14 protein-coding genes are annotated in these 16,558 nt (G+C 73.7%); 9 read left to right on the top strand and 5 right to left on the bottom strand.

Going from position 1 to position 16,558, the window contains the following annotated elements:
* Window positions 1–3 precede the first annotated feature (3 nt).
* The 3 genes from NZH93_RS21235 to NZH93_RS21225 are packed head-to-tail and all read right to left on the bottom strand — an operon-like array spanning window position 4 to window position 2,546.
* Window positions 4–804: a class I SAM-dependent methyltransferase gene (locus NZH93_RS21235; protein WP_259624902.1), complete on the bottom strand. Its 801-nt coding sequence runs from the start codon at window positions 802–804 to the stop codon at window positions 4–6.
* A complete protein-coding gene (locus NZH93_RS21230; RefSeq protein WP_259624901.1) occupies window positions 797–1,903 on the bottom strand; it encodes a cupin domain-containing protein in 1,107 nt (368 codons plus the stop codon). The genes NZH93_RS21235 and NZH93_RS21230 overlap by 8 nt, the downstream gene beginning before the upstream one ends.
* Window positions 1,904–1,913: 10 nt before the next feature.
* Window positions 1,914–2,546, bottom strand: a complete 633-nt coding sequence (locus NZH93_RS21225; RefSeq protein ID WP_259624900.1) for a maleylpyruvate isomerase family mycothiol-dependent enzyme — start codon at window positions 2,544–2,546, stop codon at window positions 1,914–1,916.
* Between the two features lie 197 nt (window positions 2,547–2,743).
* Between NZH93_RS21225 and NZH93_RS21220 the strand changes: the two genes are divergently transcribed.
* The 7 genes from NZH93_RS21220 (at window position 2,744) to NZH93_RS21190 (ending at window position 9,398) form a co-directional block, all read left to right on the top strand.
* Window positions 2,744–3,115 carry a hypothetical protein gene (locus tag NZH93_RS21220; protein WP_259624899.1) on the top strand — a complete coding sequence of 124 codons (372 nt, stop codon included), beginning with the start codon at window positions 2,744–2,746 and terminating at the stop codon, window positions 3,113–3,115.
* 51 nt (window positions 3,116–3,166) lie between these two features.
* A complete protein-coding gene (locus NZH93_RS21215; protein ID WP_259624898.1) occupies window positions 3,167–4,711 on the top strand; it encodes a phytoene desaturase family protein in 1,545 nt (514 codons plus the stop codon).
* On the top strand, window positions 4,708–5,517 hold the full coding sequence (locus NZH93_RS21210; RefSeq protein ID WP_259624897.1) for a fatty acid desaturase: 810 nt from the start codon (window positions 4,708–4,710) through the stop codon (window positions 5,515–5,517). The genes NZH93_RS21215 and NZH93_RS21210 overlap by 4 nt, the downstream gene beginning before the upstream one ends.
* Window positions 5,518–5,538: 21 nt before the next feature.
* On the top strand, window positions 5,539–6,141 hold the full coding sequence (locus tag NZH93_RS21205; protein ID WP_259624896.1) for a TetR/AcrR family transcriptional regulator: 603 nt from the start codon (window positions 5,539–5,541) through the stop codon (window positions 6,139–6,141).
* A 126-nt stretch (window positions 6,142–6,267) separates the two neighbouring features.
* Window positions 6,268–6,765 carry a hypothetical protein gene (locus tag NZH93_RS21200; protein WP_259624895.1) on the top strand — a complete coding sequence of 166 codons (498 nt, stop codon included), beginning with the start codon at window positions 6,268–6,270 and terminating at the stop codon, window positions 6,763–6,765.
* Window positions 6,762–8,663, top strand: a complete 1,902-nt coding sequence (locus tag NZH93_RS21195; RefSeq protein ID WP_259624894.1) for a M48 family metalloprotease — start codon at window positions 6,762–6,764, stop codon at window positions 8,661–8,663. Before NZH93_RS21200 ends, NZH93_RS21195 begins: the two co-directional genes overlap by 4 nt.
* Window positions 8,664–8,981: 318 nt before the next feature.
* Entirely contained in the window at window positions 8,982–9,398 is a 417-nt protein-coding gene (locus NZH93_RS21190) for a hypothetical protein (protein ID WP_259624893.1), read from the top strand.
* A 148-nt stretch (window positions 9,399–9,546) separates the two neighbouring features.
* On the opposite strand, the gene NZH93_RS21185 is transcribed toward NZH93_RS21190, so the two are convergent.
* Window positions 9,547–12,795, bottom strand: coding sequence for an AfsR/SARP family transcriptional regulator (locus tag NZH93_RS21185; RefSeq protein ID WP_259624892.1), 3,249 nt, complete (start codon window positions 12,793–12,795; stop codon window positions 9,547–9,549).
* 252 nt (window positions 12,796–13,047) lie between these two features.
* On the opposite strand from NZH93_RS21185, the gene NZH93_RS21180 reads away from it, so the two are divergent.
* Complete coding sequence (locus tag NZH93_RS21180) at window positions 13,048–15,033, top strand: neutral/alkaline ceramidase (protein ID WP_259624891.1); 1,986 nt, start codon at window positions 13,048–13,050, stop codon at window positions 15,031–15,033.
* Between the two features lie 183 nt (window positions 15,034–15,216).
* Here NZH93_RS21180 and NZH93_RS21175 read toward each other — a convergent pair whose 3' ends face one another.
* Window positions 15,217–15,759 (bottom strand): YbhB/YbcL family Raf kinase inhibitor-like protein, encoded by a 543-nt coding sequence (locus NZH93_RS21175; RefSeq protein WP_259624890.1) that lies wholly within the window; start codon window positions 15,757–15,759, stop codon window positions 15,217–15,219.
* Between the two features lie 75 nt (window positions 15,760–15,834).
* On the opposite strand from NZH93_RS21175, the gene NZH93_RS21170 reads away from it, so the two are divergent.
* Entirely contained in the window at window positions 15,835–16,524 is a 690-nt protein-coding gene (locus NZH93_RS21170) for a GntR family transcriptional regulator (protein ID WP_259624889.1), read from the top strand.
* Window positions 16,525–16,558 lie beyond the last annotated feature (34 nt).

Genomic DNA, 16,558 nt, shown 5'->3' with positions numbered 1-16,558 from the left:
GGATCAGTCCGGGTGCGGCTCGGTCGTCCGGCGGGCGGTGAACAGCAGCATGCCCGCCGGGGTGCGCAGGTCGACCAGTTCCAGCCCGGCGGACGCCAGCCAGGTGACCAGTTCGGTCGTGCGGAAGGCCCGCACGTTGAACGTCCGCTCGTGCCTGCTCTGGAAGTACCGGTAGGCGGGGCGGTCGGCGCGGCGGAACGTGAACGCGGTGAAGAGGCCGCCGGGCCGCAGGCAGCGCCCGGCCTCGCGCAGCACGGAACGCGGGTCGGGCAGCAGTTGCAGCGCGTTCGAGCAGTTGACGGCGCCGAGCGAGCGGTCGGCGAACGGCAGCCGCAGCGCGGTCCCCCGCACCACGCACAGGTCGGGCAGGGAGGCGCGGATCAGGTCGATCATCGGGACGCTGAGGTCGAGGCCGACGACCCTGGCGCCGCCGAGGTGCTCCACCAGCGTGCGGGTCCACCGGCCGGACCCGCACGCGAGGTCGAGCACGAGCCCGTCGGCCGCGTCGAGCGCGGTCCGCAGGTAGTCGTCCTCGCGGTCCGGGGTGAGGTCGCGGTCCCAGTTCTCGCCCATGATCTCCAGGAACGCGTCGCGGGTGGCGCGCTCGTACCTGGTGACGTGCAGGGGGTCCTGGAGGTAGAACGGGCCGAGCCCCGGCTTCATGGTGATCGCGGGCGCGAAGTCGACGTACCCGGCGGCGGACGGGTAGTCGGCGGCGCACGCCGGGCAGCGCAGGCCGTCCGCCCCGGTCGTCAGCGCGCCGTGGCAGAACGGACAGGCGAAGGTTTCGAGCAGGTCAAGCACGGTCGCTCCCGGTCACGGCGTTCTCGGCCCGCGCGCCGAGGTAGGCGAGCAGGGCGGTCGTCTCGGATTCCCACAGGGTCAGGGTCTCGGCGTCGTCGAGCCGCAGCGTCGCCCGCCACGCCCGGTCGACCTCGCGCTCGGCGGCGTCCAGCTCCCAGACCGTCGGCGTCGGCCACACGCGGCCGATCCGCGCGGCGTCCGGCGCGGCCAGGCAGCGCAGCAGGCGCCCCAGGTCCGCGTCGGACAGCCCGAGCGGGTCGACGGCCGCGCGGACGGCGTCGGCGTGCTCGGGGAAGTGCGCCAGGAAGTAGGTGAACGCGAGGACCACGGCGCGGGGCGCGTCGGGCCGGAGCAGCCCGAGCAGGTCCGGCACCGCCTCGTGCACCCGCCGGTCCGCCGGGTCGCCGCGCTCGACGAGGATGCCGAGCAGGATCAGCGCCCTGGCGTGGGCGGGGTTCGCCCCCACCAGCCCGGCGGCTTCGAGCAGCGGGCCGACGAGCGTGTCGAGGGGTGCGGGCACCGGGCCCGCCACGGCGTCCTCGACGGCCCGGTACGCGCGGGCCACCTCGACCGGGTCGTCCGACGCGGTCACGGTCCGGGCGGCGGCGACCACCGGTTCCGCGCCGCGGAACACGGTCGTCCCCCGGTCGGCGGCGGCGGTGGTCATCAACGCCGGGTCGGTGTGCGGGTGGTCGTCGGGACCGGGCAGGCCCGCCGCCGTCGCGGGCGGGCTGACCTCCTGGAAGAACTCCTCGAACCCGCCCGGCGTGATGATCACCAGGAAGTGCGCCTCGGCGGAGACCACCCGGAAGTTGTGGGCCAGGCCCCTCGGCAGGAAGACCGCCTCGCCCGCCGTGGCGATGCCGGGCCTCCCGTCGACGGAGTACTCCAACTCCCCCTCGATGACGAACAGCGTCTCGTCCTCGCGGCCGTGCACGTGCGCGGGCGTGGCGTACCCGCGCAGGGCCCGCTCCTCGACCACGCCGATCGAGCCGTTGCTGTCCGCTCCGGCCATCCTGATCGTGAGCAGGCCACCGAGGTGCCAGCGCGCCCGTTCGGACAGCTCCTCGGTGCCGGAACCCGCCGGGTACAAGGACATTCGGACCCCCTCAGGTCAGAACCGGGAACACGCCGGTCGACGCGCGCCCCGTGGCCAATGCGATGAACTCGGCGGGCGGCGTGAGGTCCGCCAGCACGTCGACCGTGCGCCGCAGGGCGGGCTCCGGGACCTCGGCGGCGCCGGGAACGGCGGCGACGAGGTCGAGCAGGTGCACGGTCGCCTCCAGGACGCGCGTCAGCACGTAGTCGCTGAGCCGCATGGCTCCCGCGATCGTCTTGACCGCACCGGTCCCGGTGGCGCGGGCGGCGGCCAGGGTCGCCGCGGCGGGCTCGCCGAAGTCGGCGACGAGCGTGTCCAGGTCCCGTGCGTCGGACCAGTCGCGCGCGGCCGTGGCGACCTGTTCGGCGCCCTTGCCGCCGAGGGCCCGCAGCGCGAGGAAGTAAGCGGCGGCGTCCGGCAGGTCGGGTTCCGCCTCCACCGGCACGAGCTGGGCCGTCGTCGCCACCCCTCGGACGACGTGCGCGTACAGCTCGCGCACCGTCCAGTCGCCGAGACCCGACGGCGCGGCCCACTGCTCGGGCGTGAGCGCGAGGCCCGCCCCGTGCCAGGTCCGCCACAGCAGGTCGAGCAGGTCTACGTCGTCCGCGCGCCCCACCGAGCGCGCCCCCCGAATGTCCGGCACCCGACCAGGTTACGCGCGATCCACCGAACTTGATCAACCCTGGACCGGGCGTTCGGGTGGTACACCCCGCCTTCGGCGGCCGGACCGGCGCGGAACGGGGCCGACCGGGGGTCCGTGCTCCCCATCCGCGCGGCCCGGCCCCGATTTGAGTAGTAGTACCGAAGTTCCACCACCTCGTGGTCCAAGAAACTCCGGTCATGGAGCGAGAAGAGTGGCGCTACGTCTGGATCACGGCGGTGGGGGCGGCCCTGGGGTTCGGCTGGTGGTCCGCCTTCCAGGCGGCCACGAGCGGGTGCGATGGGACTCTCCCCTTCTGCGACCTCGGCTGGATCCTCGTGCTGCCCCTGGTGCCGGTGGTGAGCTGGCTGCTGCCGTGGCCGGTGCTGCTCTGGCTCGGCGTCGAGAAGCCGGGCGTCGCCGCCGGGATCGGGAGCGTCGTGTTCTCGTTGACCGGCTGGATCGTCCTCATGGTGAGCGGGTTGGTCATACCCGTCCCGCTCCCGCTGTGGCTGACCACGACGCTGCTCGGCGGCCTGTCGTACCTGATCGCCGCGCGGTACACCGCCTGATGGCACGTCCTCGCCATTGCCCGATCCCCGGCCGCCCGCTAGTTTGAACGAATGTTCAGAACGAGCGTTCAACGACGGGCGCCGCTGGACGGGCGCGAGTACGACGTCGCGGTCGTCGGCGGTGGGCTGGCGGGACTGGCGACGGCGCTGCGGCTGCAAGCGCGCGGCCTGTCGACCGTCGTGCTGGAGGCGCACGGCCACGCGGGCGGGTGCGCGGGCTACTACCGCCGTCGCGGGTTCAGCTTCGACGTCGGCGCGACCACCCTGGTCGACTTCGAGCCGGGCGGCGTCGGGGCCGAGCTCTTCGAGACCGTCGGCATGCCACCGCTGGACGGCGAGAGCCTGCCCGGCTACGTCGCCTGGCTGCCCGACCGCACGGTCGTGCTGCACCGCGACCAGCGGGACTGGCACGCCGAGCGGCTGCGGGCGTTCGGCGACACCGAGCGCCACCGCGCGTTCTGGGCGCTGCTCGACCGGCTGGCGGGCACGTTCTGGCAGGCCAGCCGCGCGGGCGTGCGGATGCCGATGCGCACCCTCGGCGACGTCCTGCACAACGCCCGCGCCCTGCGCCCGCTGGACCTGCCGCTGGCCCGGCACGTCGGCGAGACGCTCGGCGGCGCTCTGCGCAGGCACGGCCTGCGGGACGACGACGCGCTGGTCGGCCTGCTGTCGATGCTCGTCGAGGACACCGTGCACAGCACCGTCGACCGGGCCCCGCTGGTGAACGCCGCGCTGGGCATCACCATCAGGGGCGCCGGGCTCACCAGGGCGACGGGCGGGATGCACGGCTTCTGGAAGGCCGTCGTCGCGCACTACCGGTCACTCGGCGGCGACCTGCGCGCCGGGTGGCGGGTCGAGCGGATCACCGGCTCCCGCGACGACTTCGTCGTCCACAGTGGACGGGGGACCGTGCGCGCGGGCCAGGTCGTCAGTGCCCTGCCAGCCTCCACGACGGCGGACCTCAGCGACGTGGCCGGGGTCCGGGCCGCGCTGCACCCGTTCCTGCGCCGCGACGCGGGCGACCTCGGTGGCGCCGTGGTCGTCTGCCTCGGCGTGCCGGAGTCCGAGGTCGCCGACCAGACCCTGACCCACCACCAACTCCTGCGGTCGTACCGGACCGGGCTGGGCGACGGGAACAACATGTTCGTGTCCGTGTCGGCGCCCGGCGACACCGCCAGCGCGCCAGCGGGGTTCCGGACGGTCATGCTGTCGACCCACACCGAACTGGCGGACTGGGAAGGCCTCGACGACGTCGAGCACGCCCGCCGCCGCGACGCGCTCGGCGACCTGCTGGTCGCCGAGGCCCGGCGCGCGTACCCGCGCCTCGCGGAAGCCGCCGTGGTGCGCGAGGTCGGCACGCCCCGCACGTACGAGAGGTTCACCTCCCGGCCGCGCGGCGCGGTCGGCGGTGTCCGCCAGTCCCCCGCCAACAGCAACCAGCACGCTGTTCCGCACGACCTGGGCGTCCCCGGCTTCTGGCTGGTCGGCGACTCGACGTGGCCGGGACTCGGCACCGTGGCCTGCGTGCTGGGCAGTCGAATCGTCGCCGACGGGGTCGCGCGGACCGCCCGCCGGTCGAAGGTGAGGTCGTCGTGAAACCGTCCCTGACCGAGCTGGGCCCGGACCTGCTCGTCACGAACCGGCGCAGGCGGGTGCTGGCGCTGGCCCGACCGCCGGTCGGCGTCGCGCTCTTCGCGCTCACGGCGTGGTGGGCGCACTCGTCGCCGTGGGTGTGGTGGCTGACCCCGGTCGTCATGTTCGGCATCTTCGTCGCGGTGGTGACCGTGACCCACGACGTCGTGCACCGGTCGATCGGCCTCGGCCCGAGGGGCACCGAGTGGGCGCTGTTCCTCTGCGGGCTGGTGCTGCTGGAGAGCGGCCACGCCTACCGCGCGACGCACGTGCAGCACCACCGGATCTTCCCGCACGAGGACGACCCGGAGGGCTACCCGGCGCACCTGTCGTTCCTGGGCGCCGTGTTCTACGGGCCGGTGTTCCTGGTCGGCCTGTGGCGCTGGGCATTCCGCCGGGCGGCGGGCGACCGCGCCCAGCGCGCCTGGCTCGTCGTCGAGGCGAGCGGTCCGGTCCTCACGCTGGCGGCGGGCGTGGCGCTCTGGGAGACGACGCCCGCGGTGCTGGTCTACGCGGCGATGGCGATCGTCGGGAGCTGGGTGTACCCGCTGCTGACGGTGTACCTGCCGCACCACGACTTCGGCGACACCCCGCTCACCCAGACGCGCACCCTGCGCGGCCGGATCATCCCGGCGGTGTTCCTCGAGCTGACCTACCACCTCGAACACCACCTGTACCCGGCGGTTCCCAGCCACCACCTCGCGGAGCTGGGCCGCAGGCTCGACCCGTTACTGGCCAGTGAGGGAGTCCGGCCCCGCAGGGTGCCGTGAGGCCCCTTAAGGTTGGCGGCAATGACCCGCAAAGCCGAGGCGCGCGACCGCATCCTGCGCGCCGTCATCGACACCCTGGCCGCACAGGGCTTCCCCGCCACCACCGCGCGCGCCATCGCCACGACGGGCGGCTTCGCGCCGGGCGTCATCTACTACCACTTCGACGACCTGGACGACCTGTTCCTCGCCGCGATGCGGCACAGCAGCGACCTCCGCATGGCGCGCTACCTCGAACGCACCGACCACCTCGACCAGGCGGCGGAGATGTTGCAGACGCTGCGCGAGCTGTACGAGGAGGACATCGCCACCGGGCACATAGCCGCGGTGCAGCAGCTCGTCGCGGGCGCGGCGCGGTCGAGCGGTCTGGCGGAGGGCGTGCGCGCGGAGATCGACCGGTGGGAGGAGTTCACCGAGCAGCTCATCGGCCGGTTCCTCGACGGCACCCCGCTGGCGCTGTTCATCCCCAAGCGGGAGGTGGCCATGACCATCCTCGCCTTCTACCTCGGCCTGGAGATGCTGGCGCACCTGGACGGCGACCGGTCGAAGGGCGCCGCGATCTTCGACTCGGCCAAGCGCGCGGCGGCCATGATCGACGCGTTCCTCCCTCCAGCCGACCGCGACTGACCGTCCGAAGTGGACATCACCGGCGCAGGCGCCCCACCGGTGAGGACTAACGAATCGGTGATCTCCGACGACCTATCGGGTTGACGCGGGGCGCTCCGCGCTCCCCCGACCCGTTGGAGGACGTCGATGCCCGAGCGAAACCCGACCGCTCCCCCGGTGCCGCTGCCGAGCGAGGCGGTGGACGTGGCGCGCGCGGTGGTGCGGCAGCACTTCGACTCCGAGTCCGAGGCGTTCGACGACATCCTGCTCGACTACGAGGCCGACCCGGACGGCACGGTGCGCGGCGTCCGGTTGGACGCGCCGGTGGGCATCGGGATCGAGCTGGCGGCGATCACCCCGTACGTGCTGACGGCCGCGGGTGTGGTCGCCGGGGTGGTGGTGGAGAAGGCGGCCGACAGCGCGGTCGACTCCGTGCAGCGGTGGCTGAAACAGGCGTGGGCCCGCCGTCGCGGCGGCGAGGACCCGGTGAGCGCGGCCGACCCCGAGGGCGAGCGGGTCGTCACGACGATCACCGTCAACCTCGTCGTCCTGGGCGCCGACGAGCAGACCGCCCGGACGGTGGCCCGGCACGTGGTGGCGGAACTGGCCGAGGGCGGCCACCGGGAGATCGGCCGACCGGAGTGAACGACCCCGCGTTACCCCGCGCGGTGGGGTCGACCCGCGCGCGCTACGCGCTGCTGATCGGGGTGCCGGTCATGGCCGCGGTCTACGCCGGGACCCAGCTCTACTTCCAGGTCGACGACGGGTGGTTCACGGCCGCGCGGGCCTGCCGGTCCGAGGTGGCGGACGCCCAGCGCCTCGACCTCTGCATGGCGCCCGCCGAGCGGCTGCGGATCGGTTGGTCGGCGGGTGTCGGCCTGGTCGCGGTGCTCGTCGGGGCGGTGCTGCTGCGCGTGCTGCCCGCGCGGCTGCACGGCCGGGTCGGTCGGGTCCGCCGTGCGGGTGACCACTGGCAGCGCGCGGCGGCCGACGCGGTGCGGTCCATGGGTGGCCGGGACGTGCCGCTGGTCGAGTTCGCCTCGGCGACCCGCGAGGCGTTCACCGTGCGGGTCCGCGGCCGGACCAGGGTCGTGCTGCCCAACGGGGTGCTGGCGCTCCCGGCGGCCGAGGCGAACGCGCTGCTGCGCCACGAGTGCGCCCACGTGGTCGCCGGTGACGTCGGCCGGGTCTGGCTCACCAGGGGCGTGTGGTGGGCGACCCCGGTGATCCTCGTCCTGCCGCTGGTGGTCGACCTGGCGCTGGGCCTGACGGCACGGGACCCCGGTGCCGACCACTACCTGTGGAGCGCGGCCAACCGCGACTACGTGATCCGGTCCGTGCTGCTGATGGCGTTGGTGTGGTTCGTGTCCCGCGACGTGTTGCGGTCCCGCGAGCACGAAGCGGACCTGCTCTCGACCCGCCAGGGCGGTGACCGCGCCGCGCTCGCCGCGCTCCTGGGGCGCGGACGTGACGCGGCGGTGTCGCGGGTGCGCGGGCTGACGGCCCTGCACCCCACCTCCGCGCGGCGGCTCACCGCGCTGGACGAGGACGGGCGCGGCGGGCACGCCCGCGGCGTCGAGGGCCTCGCCTTCGGGGCGTTGGCGGGCAACGTCCTGCTGGTCGGGGTGTACTTCGTCGCGCCGCTGTTCACCGCGGTCCCCGATCCCGTCCTGGCCGTCCACCTGGCCGACGTGGCGGTCGCGCTGGTGCCTGGCGCGCTGCTCGGCTACGCCTGGGGCACAACGGTCTGGCAGGCGGCCGGGGTGGGCGACGACCGCCCGTGGCGCTCCCGCCTGGTGGCCGCGCTCGGGTTGCCGCTGGGGGCGCTGCTGGGCCTCGCCCTCGCACTGACCGGGGGCGGCGTCCCGTGGGAGGGCGTCTCAGCCGCCTCGTGGTGGCTCATCCTCCCGGTCGCGCTCGTCGGCACGGCGGGCCTGTGCGCGGGCGCGTCCGCCGCGCACGGGCGGCACCGCGGCGGACCGGCACCCCGGTGGACGGGGCCGCTGGTCGCGGTCCTGTTCATCGGCGCCATCACCCCGCTCCAGAGGTACGTGGCGCTCCTCGGCGTCGCGGGCTGGGACGTCGTCCTGGAGTACGTGCTGCTGGTGCCCTCCTGGGTGCTCCTGGCAGGCCAGTTCGCCGTCGCCGCCGGGATCTGGTGGTGGAGCGGGGGTGTCCGACTGCGCCTGCTCGCCGTGACCGCCGCGGCCGTCGCGCTGGTGGCGGGGCCGCGGCTGTGGCTCGTGGGGCCCGCCACCCTCGACACCGTCGTCGCCCAGCAGCGGGTCGACGTGCTGCTGGCCACGGCGGCCGGGCTGGCGGTGGCCCTGCTCCTGGTCCTCGTCCGGGGTCGGGTCGGGCTCGGCCTGGGGATCGCGGCGTCGTGGGTGACGACGGCGGCGGTCGCCGCGGTCCTCCCGTTGAGGTTCGACCACCCTGGGGAAGTCCTGTACCACTACCTCGTGCCGTCGCTGAGCTTCCTGGCGGTGGGCCTGTTCGTGCTGGCGGCGACCACCGTCCTGGTGCGGGACCGCGCCGGGTAGCACCCGCGCGGGCGTCCAGTCGACGTCCAGTGCCTGTTCAACCCGGCTCCCTAACGTTCTCCGGGTACACCGAGAACACCTTCCCGAAGGAGCGGTCGTGGCGAACCCCAAGGACAGGATGATCGCTGTGCTGACGGCCTCGGCGCCCGTGGTCCCCGAGCAGGCCGGAGCGGGTGCGACCCGGACGGCGACCCGGTCCATCCCGACGGGTTCCGCGTCGCGGTGGAAGTCGACCGGCCCCACGGTCTCGCGGGTCGGAGCCGGGGTCGCACGCGGCTCCGGCCCGCGTCCCACCAGCGATGTGAGGAGAGGCAGCACATGAGACGGACGATCGCGGCACTGGCGGTGCTCGCGGCGACGGCGCCCGCGGCGCAGGCGGCGGGCGACACCGCCGACGCGCGAGCGAAGTGCTGGACGACGTCGGCGCGGGTCACCGCGGGCCAGCACCCGTGGACCTACCTCCACACGGTGTCCTGGTGCGGTGACGGGACGACCGTCACCTCCCTGACGCAGCGGGCCGAGGGCACCGCCCTGGACGGCACGTGCACGTGGCAGGGCGCGCAGGAGACCCGGACGCCTCGCGGCGACGGCTCGTGGGAGACCTTCAGCATGGGCGACTTCGCCTGCCGCGCCAAGGAGGTCGAGGTCCGCCACGTGAACCCGTGGGCGGTGGTCGTCGTTCACCCGAACGGCGACCACGAGGTGGACAGCGGCACGGTGGGGATCGAGCCGTAGTGCCACCCGGCCCCGGTCCCCCACCGCCGGATCGGGGCCGACAGCTCAGCGGTGACCGGCCGGTCCACCGCTGCGACCCGAGATGCCGGAGGTCGACCACCGCGGTCGGCCCCTCACCCGAAAGCTCACCGAATCCCGGCCCACCTCTTCACCGGGTAGCGCGGACGCGATCCGTCCGCTGATCGGCGAGCAGGTCGCGGACTTCCTCGACCTCCGGCATCCCGGCGCTGTCGAAGACGGCGAGCGCCTCACCCCACGCCGTCCGAACCCCGGTGCCCGCCGTCGCCCGCAGGGCGCGGCCGAGCACCACCTGAGCGCGGGCCTCGCTCACGCGGTGGCCCGTCCCACGCTGCACGGTGATGGCGGCGCGCGCTTGTTCCACGGCGGCGCCGGGATCTCCTCTCGTCAGCAGGAGATCCGCGATGGTGGTCAGCGCCCTGCCCACGATCGCCCGGTAGCGCGCCTGCTCGGCCAGCGCGAGCACCTCCCGTGCGGTGGTCAGGTCCGCACCGGCGACCGCTAAGCCGAGCAGGGCGTCCAACTGGGGGTAGCGGTCGCCGGTGCGGCGGACCAGTTCCAGCGCGCGGCGGTGGTGGCGAACGGCTTCGGCGCGGTCGCCGAGCCGGTGGCGGATGTCGCCGAGCGTGATCAGGGCCTCGGCTTCGGCGCGGGGGTCCCTGATGGCGTAGGCGCAGTCGAGTGCCGTCCGGGCGTGGTCGAGTGCTTCCCCGTCGTGGCCGGTGTCGCTCAGGACGGCGGCGAGGTGGTTGTGCGACTCGGTCTCGCCGTACCGCGCGCTCGCCTCGCTGTGCATGGCCAGTGCCGAGCGCAGCAGGCTCACCGCCTCCGCCGTCCGACCCTGGGCGTGGCGGACCTGGCCCAGGTTGCCGAGGTTGATCGACTCGCCGTAGCGGGACCCGATCCGGCGGTACAGGTCGAGCGCCCTGGAGTAGTGGTCCGCCGCCCGCTCCAGCCTCCCCCACTGCCAGTGCACCAGGCCGAGGTTGCCGACGGCGACGGCCTGGCCCGCCTGCTGACCGGCCGTCCGGCTGAGCTCCAGCGCGCGGTCCAGGTGCACGACGGCCTTCGGCAGCAGCCCGTACTGCCAGTACACGCACCCGAGGTTGCCGAGCACGGCGGCGTGGCCCTCGCTCCACCCCGTCCGCCTGGCCAGCACCAGCGCTCGGGTGTAGTGCTCGACGGCGGACCGGTAGTGGCTGAGCCGGAAGTCCAGGTCGGCGAGGCTCAGCAGCGCCGCGGCCTCCGCGCGGGCCTCGCCGTCCGCGTGGGCGGCCTTGAGGGCGGCACCGCCGGTGGCGGCCCAGTCCACGCTGTGCTGCGACTGCCAGAAGTAGCCGCGCAGCGAGTCGGCGAGCAGCCACGCGGTCCGCCGCGGCCCGTGGTCGGCCGCGTGCCGGATGGCCGCCACGAGGTTGCCGCGCTCCACGTCCAGCCACTTCCTCGCGTTCGCCGCCGTGTCCAGTTCGGCCACGGCGCCGACGTGCTCGCCCGGCAGCCGGAGCATGTGCGGGTAGAGCACGCGGGCCGCCGCGTCCACCTCGCGCAGGTACCAGTCGTGCAGCCGCCCCACCGCCAGGTCGCGGTCGGCCGGGTCGTCCCGCAGGAGGCCCAGTTCGACCGCGTAGTGCCGCAGCAGGTCGTGGAACCGGTAGCGGCCGGGCAGGTGCTCCTCGACGAGGTGCGCCCTGGTGAGGAAGTCCAGCCACGGCGCGGCCTCGTGGCCGTCGACGCCGAGGAGCGCCGCGACCGCCGCGCCGCTGACGTCCGCGCCCGGCACCAGGCCCAGCGAGCGGAACAGCCCCTGCGCCCGCTCGGGCAGCGCCGCGTAGGAGAGGTGGAACGCGGTGCGCACGGCGGCCTGCTCGTCGCCCGGCACCTCCAGCGCGGCCAAGGGGTCGCCCGCCCGCAGTTCGGCGACGTGGTCGGCGATGGCGCGGCGCGGGTGGTCGGCGAGCTTGGCGGCCGCGATCCGCAGCGCGAGCGGGAGGTGCGCGCACAGCCGGACGAACTCCGCGGCGGCGGCCTGTTCGGCCTCGACCCGCTCCCGCCCCAGCAGGGTGGCCACCAGCCGGAGGGAGTCCTCGGGCGGCAGCACGTCGAGTGGCACCTGCTGGGCGCCGTTCGTGGCGACCAGGCCCACCATGCGGTCCCGGCTGGTCACGACCACCAGGCAGCCGTCCGCGCCGGGCAGCAGCGGGCGGACCTGGTCCGCGCTCGCCGCGTTGTCCAGCACCAGCAGCACCTCGCGGTCGGCCAGTTCCGTCCGGAACAGCGCCGCGGCGGACTCCGGGTCGACCGGCACCTGGTCGGCGGACGTGCCGAGCGACACCAGGAAGTGGGCGAGGACGGTGATGGGCCGCACGGGCGGTTCGGTGCTGTGGCCGCGCAGGTTCGCGTAGAGCACGCCGTCCGGGAAGCGGTCGCGCACGCGGTGCGCCCACCGCAGCGCCAGCGCGGTCTTGCCGACGCCCGCCGTCCCGGAGATCACCACCGCGGGAGAGCCCGGCGCGGTCGGCAGACCGTCCAACCTGGACAGCTCGGTGGTCCTCCCGGTGAAGCCGACCACGTCGGCGGGCAGTTGCGACGGGGCGGACCGGCGCGCCTGCGCGCGGTCGGGATCAGGCGGGTCGTCGTCCTTCAGCAGTTCCAGGTGGGCGACGGTCAGCTCCGGGTCCGGCTCCACCCCCAGTTCCTCGACGAGCCGTTCGCGGATGCGGCGGTGGACCTCGAACGCCGTCGCCCGGCGTCCGGCCGCGCGGTGGGCGCGGATCAGCCACGCGTGCAGGTGCTCGTCCAGCGGGTGTTCTGCGGCGGCACGGGTGAGCACCGGCAGCGCCTCCTCCGCCCGCCCGACCGCGATGACCGCCTCGGCGTACCTGACGACGGCCGTCCGCCGTTCCTGGGCCAGCGCCACCACGCCGGGGTGCTCGGCGAGGATGGTGAGGTCGGCCAGCGGCGGCCCCTGCCAGAGGGACAGGGCTTCGCCCAGCAGCGCGGCCACGCTCGCGGGATCGTCCGCCCGGTCAGCCTCCGCCGCCTCGCCGACGAGCCTCCGGAAGCCGTCGAGGTCGACGTCGACGGCGTCCACCCGCACCGCGTAGCCGCCGTTCACGTAGGGCAGGACCTCACTGCGGCCGCGCGCCTCGCGGTCCGGCTCCAGCAGCCGCCGCAGGTGCTTGACGTGCGTCTGGAGCACGTTCGTCGCGCTCGCGGGCGGGTGGTCGCCCCACAGCGCGGCCGTGAGGTCGGCCCTGGACACCTGCCCGCCCGAGGCGAGCACCAGCAGCCCGAGCACCGCCCGTCGACCGGGCGGTCCCAGGTCGAGTTCGAGTCCGTTCCGCCAGACCCGCAGCGGGCCCAGCAGGTGAATCCGCACTCCCACCTCCGACGGGACCGTGTGCCAGGGAACCGCCGCACGGCGCCCGTGACAAGGAGGAGGGGGCAAGTCCGGCGGAAGTACGGATCCGGGCGGACCGACGGGACCGATCCGCCGTTTCACCCGGTCGCCGGGCTCCAGCGCTTGCCGGGGTGTCGTGGATCACCTACGGTCCGAATAACATGAATCTGCTTCACGTACCTCGGGGAGTGAGTTGTGCGAGCCACGCGGCGTTCAGCCGTTCTGACGGTGATGACCACGATCGCGGGGCTGCTGGTGCTCGCCGGTCAGCCCGCCGCGCAGGCGGGTCCGGAGCCCTACCTCGTCGGCCGGGGCATCTCCGACGTGACCGGCCCGGCCGCCGAGAACGGCATGATGGGGTACTCGGACTTCGACCAGAAGACGACCGGCATCCACCAGCGCCAGCGCTCCCGCGCCTACGTCGTGGTGGACCGGGCCAACGGCAAGCGGGTCGCGTACGTCAACGCCGACCTGGCGATGATCTTCCGCGCCGTGCAGGAGGGCGTGCTGGGCAAGCTCCAGGCGCGCTACGGCGACCTGTACACGCGGGAGAACCTGCTGCTGTCCGCGACGCACACCCACGCGGGCCCCGGCGGCTACTCGCACAACCTCGCCTACAACCTGTCGATCCTCGGCATGCAGCCGCAGACGCTGGAGGCGATCACCAGCGGCATCGTCGAGTCGATCGTCGAGGCCCACGACGACCTCAAGCCCGGATCGCTGTCGCTCGGGCGAGGTGAGCTGACGAACGCGAGCGTCAACCGTTCGCGGGTGGCGTTCGAGCGGAACCCCGCGGCGGACAAAGCGTTCTTCCCCGCCGCGATCGACCCCGCGATGACCGTGCTGAAGTTCAGGCAGGGCACCGCCGACGTCGGCGCGGTGAGCTGGTTCGCGACCCACAACACGTCCATGGTCGGCGAGAACACGCTGATCAGCCCGGACAACAAGGGTTACGCGTCCTACCAGTGGGAGCACGACGACTCCGGCGTGCGCTACCTGGACGAGGGCTCCGGCTTCGTCGCCGCGTTCCCGAACACCAACGCGGGCGACATGTCGCCGAACCTGAACCTGCGCCCCGGTTCCGGCCCGACCGAGGACTACGTCGAGAACACCCGGATCATCGGCGAACGGCAGAACCGCAAGGCGCAGCAGATCTTCTCCGGCCCGCAGACCGAGGTGACCGGCGGCGTCGACTCCCGCACGCGCTTCGTCGACATGGGCGCGGTCGCGGTCGACGGCCGCTTCACCACCGACGGGCAGCCCGGCACCACGTGCTCCGGCGTCGTCGGCGCGTCCACGCTCGCGGGCAGCGTCGAGGACGGCCCGGCGCTCCCCGGCTTCACCGAGGGCATGCAGAGCCCGATCAAGACCCTGCTGGAACCGTTGAACATCCCGGTCCCGCAGTGGCTCAAGGACTGCCAGTACCCGAAGGCGTCCCTGGTCCCGACCGGTCTCGTGCAGGCGACGCCGAACGTCGTGCCGCTCCAGATCGTCCGCATCGGCCAGCTCCACCTGGTGGCCGTGCCGGGCGAGGTGACGATCACGGCGGGCCTGCGGATCCGTCGTACCGTCGCCGCCGAGCTGGGCGTACCCCTGGACGCCGTCCTCATCCAGGGGTACGCCAACGACTACAGCCAGTACGTCACCACGCCGGAGGAGTACGACCTCCAGCAGTACGAGGGCGGCTCGACCCTGTTCGGCCGCAACACGACCCCCGCGTACCAGCAGGAGTTCGCCGCGCTCGCCGCGTCGATGCGCGCGGGCACCCCGGCGGCGGCAGGCCCGACGCCGACGAAGCCGCCGTTCACCGACCTGAACCTGCAAACCGGCGTGGTGTTCGACGACACGGCACCGGGCCAGACCTTCGGCCAGGTCCTCACCCAGCCCGCCGCGTCGTACACGAGCGGGCAGACGGTCACGTCGGTGTTCGTGACCGGCCACCCGAAGAACAACCTGCGGCGCAACGGGACCTTCCTGGAGGTGCAGCGCCAGGTGAACGGCCAGTGGACCCGGCACGCCGACGACGGCGACTGGTCGACGCGCTACCAGTGGCGCCGCTCCGGCGTGGCCAACTCGGAGGCCACGATCACGTGGACGATCCCGGTGGGGACCCCGGCGGGGACGTACCGGATCGTGCACAACGGCGACTGGAAGAGCGGCTGGACCGGCCGGATCACCGCGTTCACCGGCACCACGACCACGTTCACCGTCGGCTGACCCGCTGAGCCGGGCGACCGATCACGCGCCGCCCGGCTCACCCCGGCGGTTGGGCTTGGGGGGCTCGGCGGTCACCGGGCCAAGCGGCTGAACGCCCGCCACCCGGCCCCCACACCACCGGAGTTTCGGCGGCCACGGCGAGCACTTCCCCCGCCACGGCTCGCGAGTTCACCAAGCCGGTCCTCAAGCCGCCGGGGTTTCGGCGGTCGCGGTGAGGGTGGCTCGGGCCAGGATGTGAGTGGTCATGGTGAATCCGAGCAGTGCGGGCGTGCTGTCGGTCGGGATGCCGATGTCCTCGACGTCGAGGGCGTGGACGGTGATGACGTAGCGGTGCTCGCCGTGCCCTGCCGGCGGGGCCGCGCCGATGAAGCGGGGGGCGCGGGCGTCGTTGGGGAGTTGGAACGCCGGGGTCGGCAGGCCCGAGCCGGTGTCGTCGCCCGCTCCTTCCGGCAGGGACGTGGCGGTCGCCGGGATGTTGGCGACCGCCCAGTGCCAGAAGCCGGACATGGTGGGCGCGTCCGGGTCGTAGACGGTGACGGCGTAGCCCTTCGTGCCGTCCGGGGCGCCGGACCAGGACAGTTGCGGGCTCGCGTCCTGACCGCCCGGAACGCCGAACAAGCCCGAGAGCTGCGCGGGCAGCAGCGGCTTCCCGTCCTCCACGCTGGTGCTGGTCACGGTGAAGCTCGGCACCTCCGGCAGGCGCGCGAACGGATCGTTGATCGTCATCTGATGACTCCTCGATGGTGGCGGTTTCATCGATTACGGTAGCGATAATCGATTATCGGCGCTAGTATCGACTTTATGCGAGAACGAGGGGATGACGCCGGGCCGTCGGCGCGGGCTTACGAGGCGCTGCGGGCGGAGGTTCTCCGGGGCCGGTTCCGCCCTGGGCAGGCGTTGAAGCCGCAGGAGATCGCCAACGAGCAGGTGGTGAGCCTCGCGGTGATCCGGGAGTGCCTGCTGCGTCTGGTCGGCGAGGGGCTGGCCGAGCGGTTGCCGAACCGGGGCTTCGTGGTCCCCGCCGCGGGCGACGCGCGGTGGCAGGTGATCGCCGAGGCGCGGGCGGCGGTCGAGCCGACCATGCTGCGCATGGCGATCGGCCGCGGCGACCTGGAGTGGGAGACGCGCGTCCGCGCCGCCCACCACCGGCTCGCGGGCACACCGCCATACGAGCACGACGACGTCCACTACTCGGACGCGTGGGCCGCCGCCCACCACGAGTTCCACCGGGCACTGCTCGAAGCGTGCGGCAACGACGTCCTGCTGGACGTTTTCGAACGGATGTGGACCGCCAGCGAACTCTCCCGCCGCTGGTCAGCCGCCAAAACCCCCACCCGCGACGCCGACGCCGAACACCTGCGGCTCGAACAACTGGCACTGAGCCGCCAAGGCGACGCTGCCGCCGCCGCGCTAGCCGAACACCTGGGCACCACAGCCGCCGCCCTCACCTCACCCGGCAGGCCAACGCCACCACACCCAACTACCACCTAGCACGCCACCCGAACACCTCAGCGCCACCACCGCC

The organism is Umezawaea endophytica, assembly GCF_025061645.1.
GTDB classification, from domain to species: Bacteria; Actinomycetota; Actinomycetes; order Mycobacteriales; family Pseudonocardiaceae; genus Umezawaea; species Umezawaea endophytica.
The sequence above is the reverse complement of the archived record's forward strand: the minus strand, read 5'-3'. Positions and strand labels throughout refer to the sequence as shown.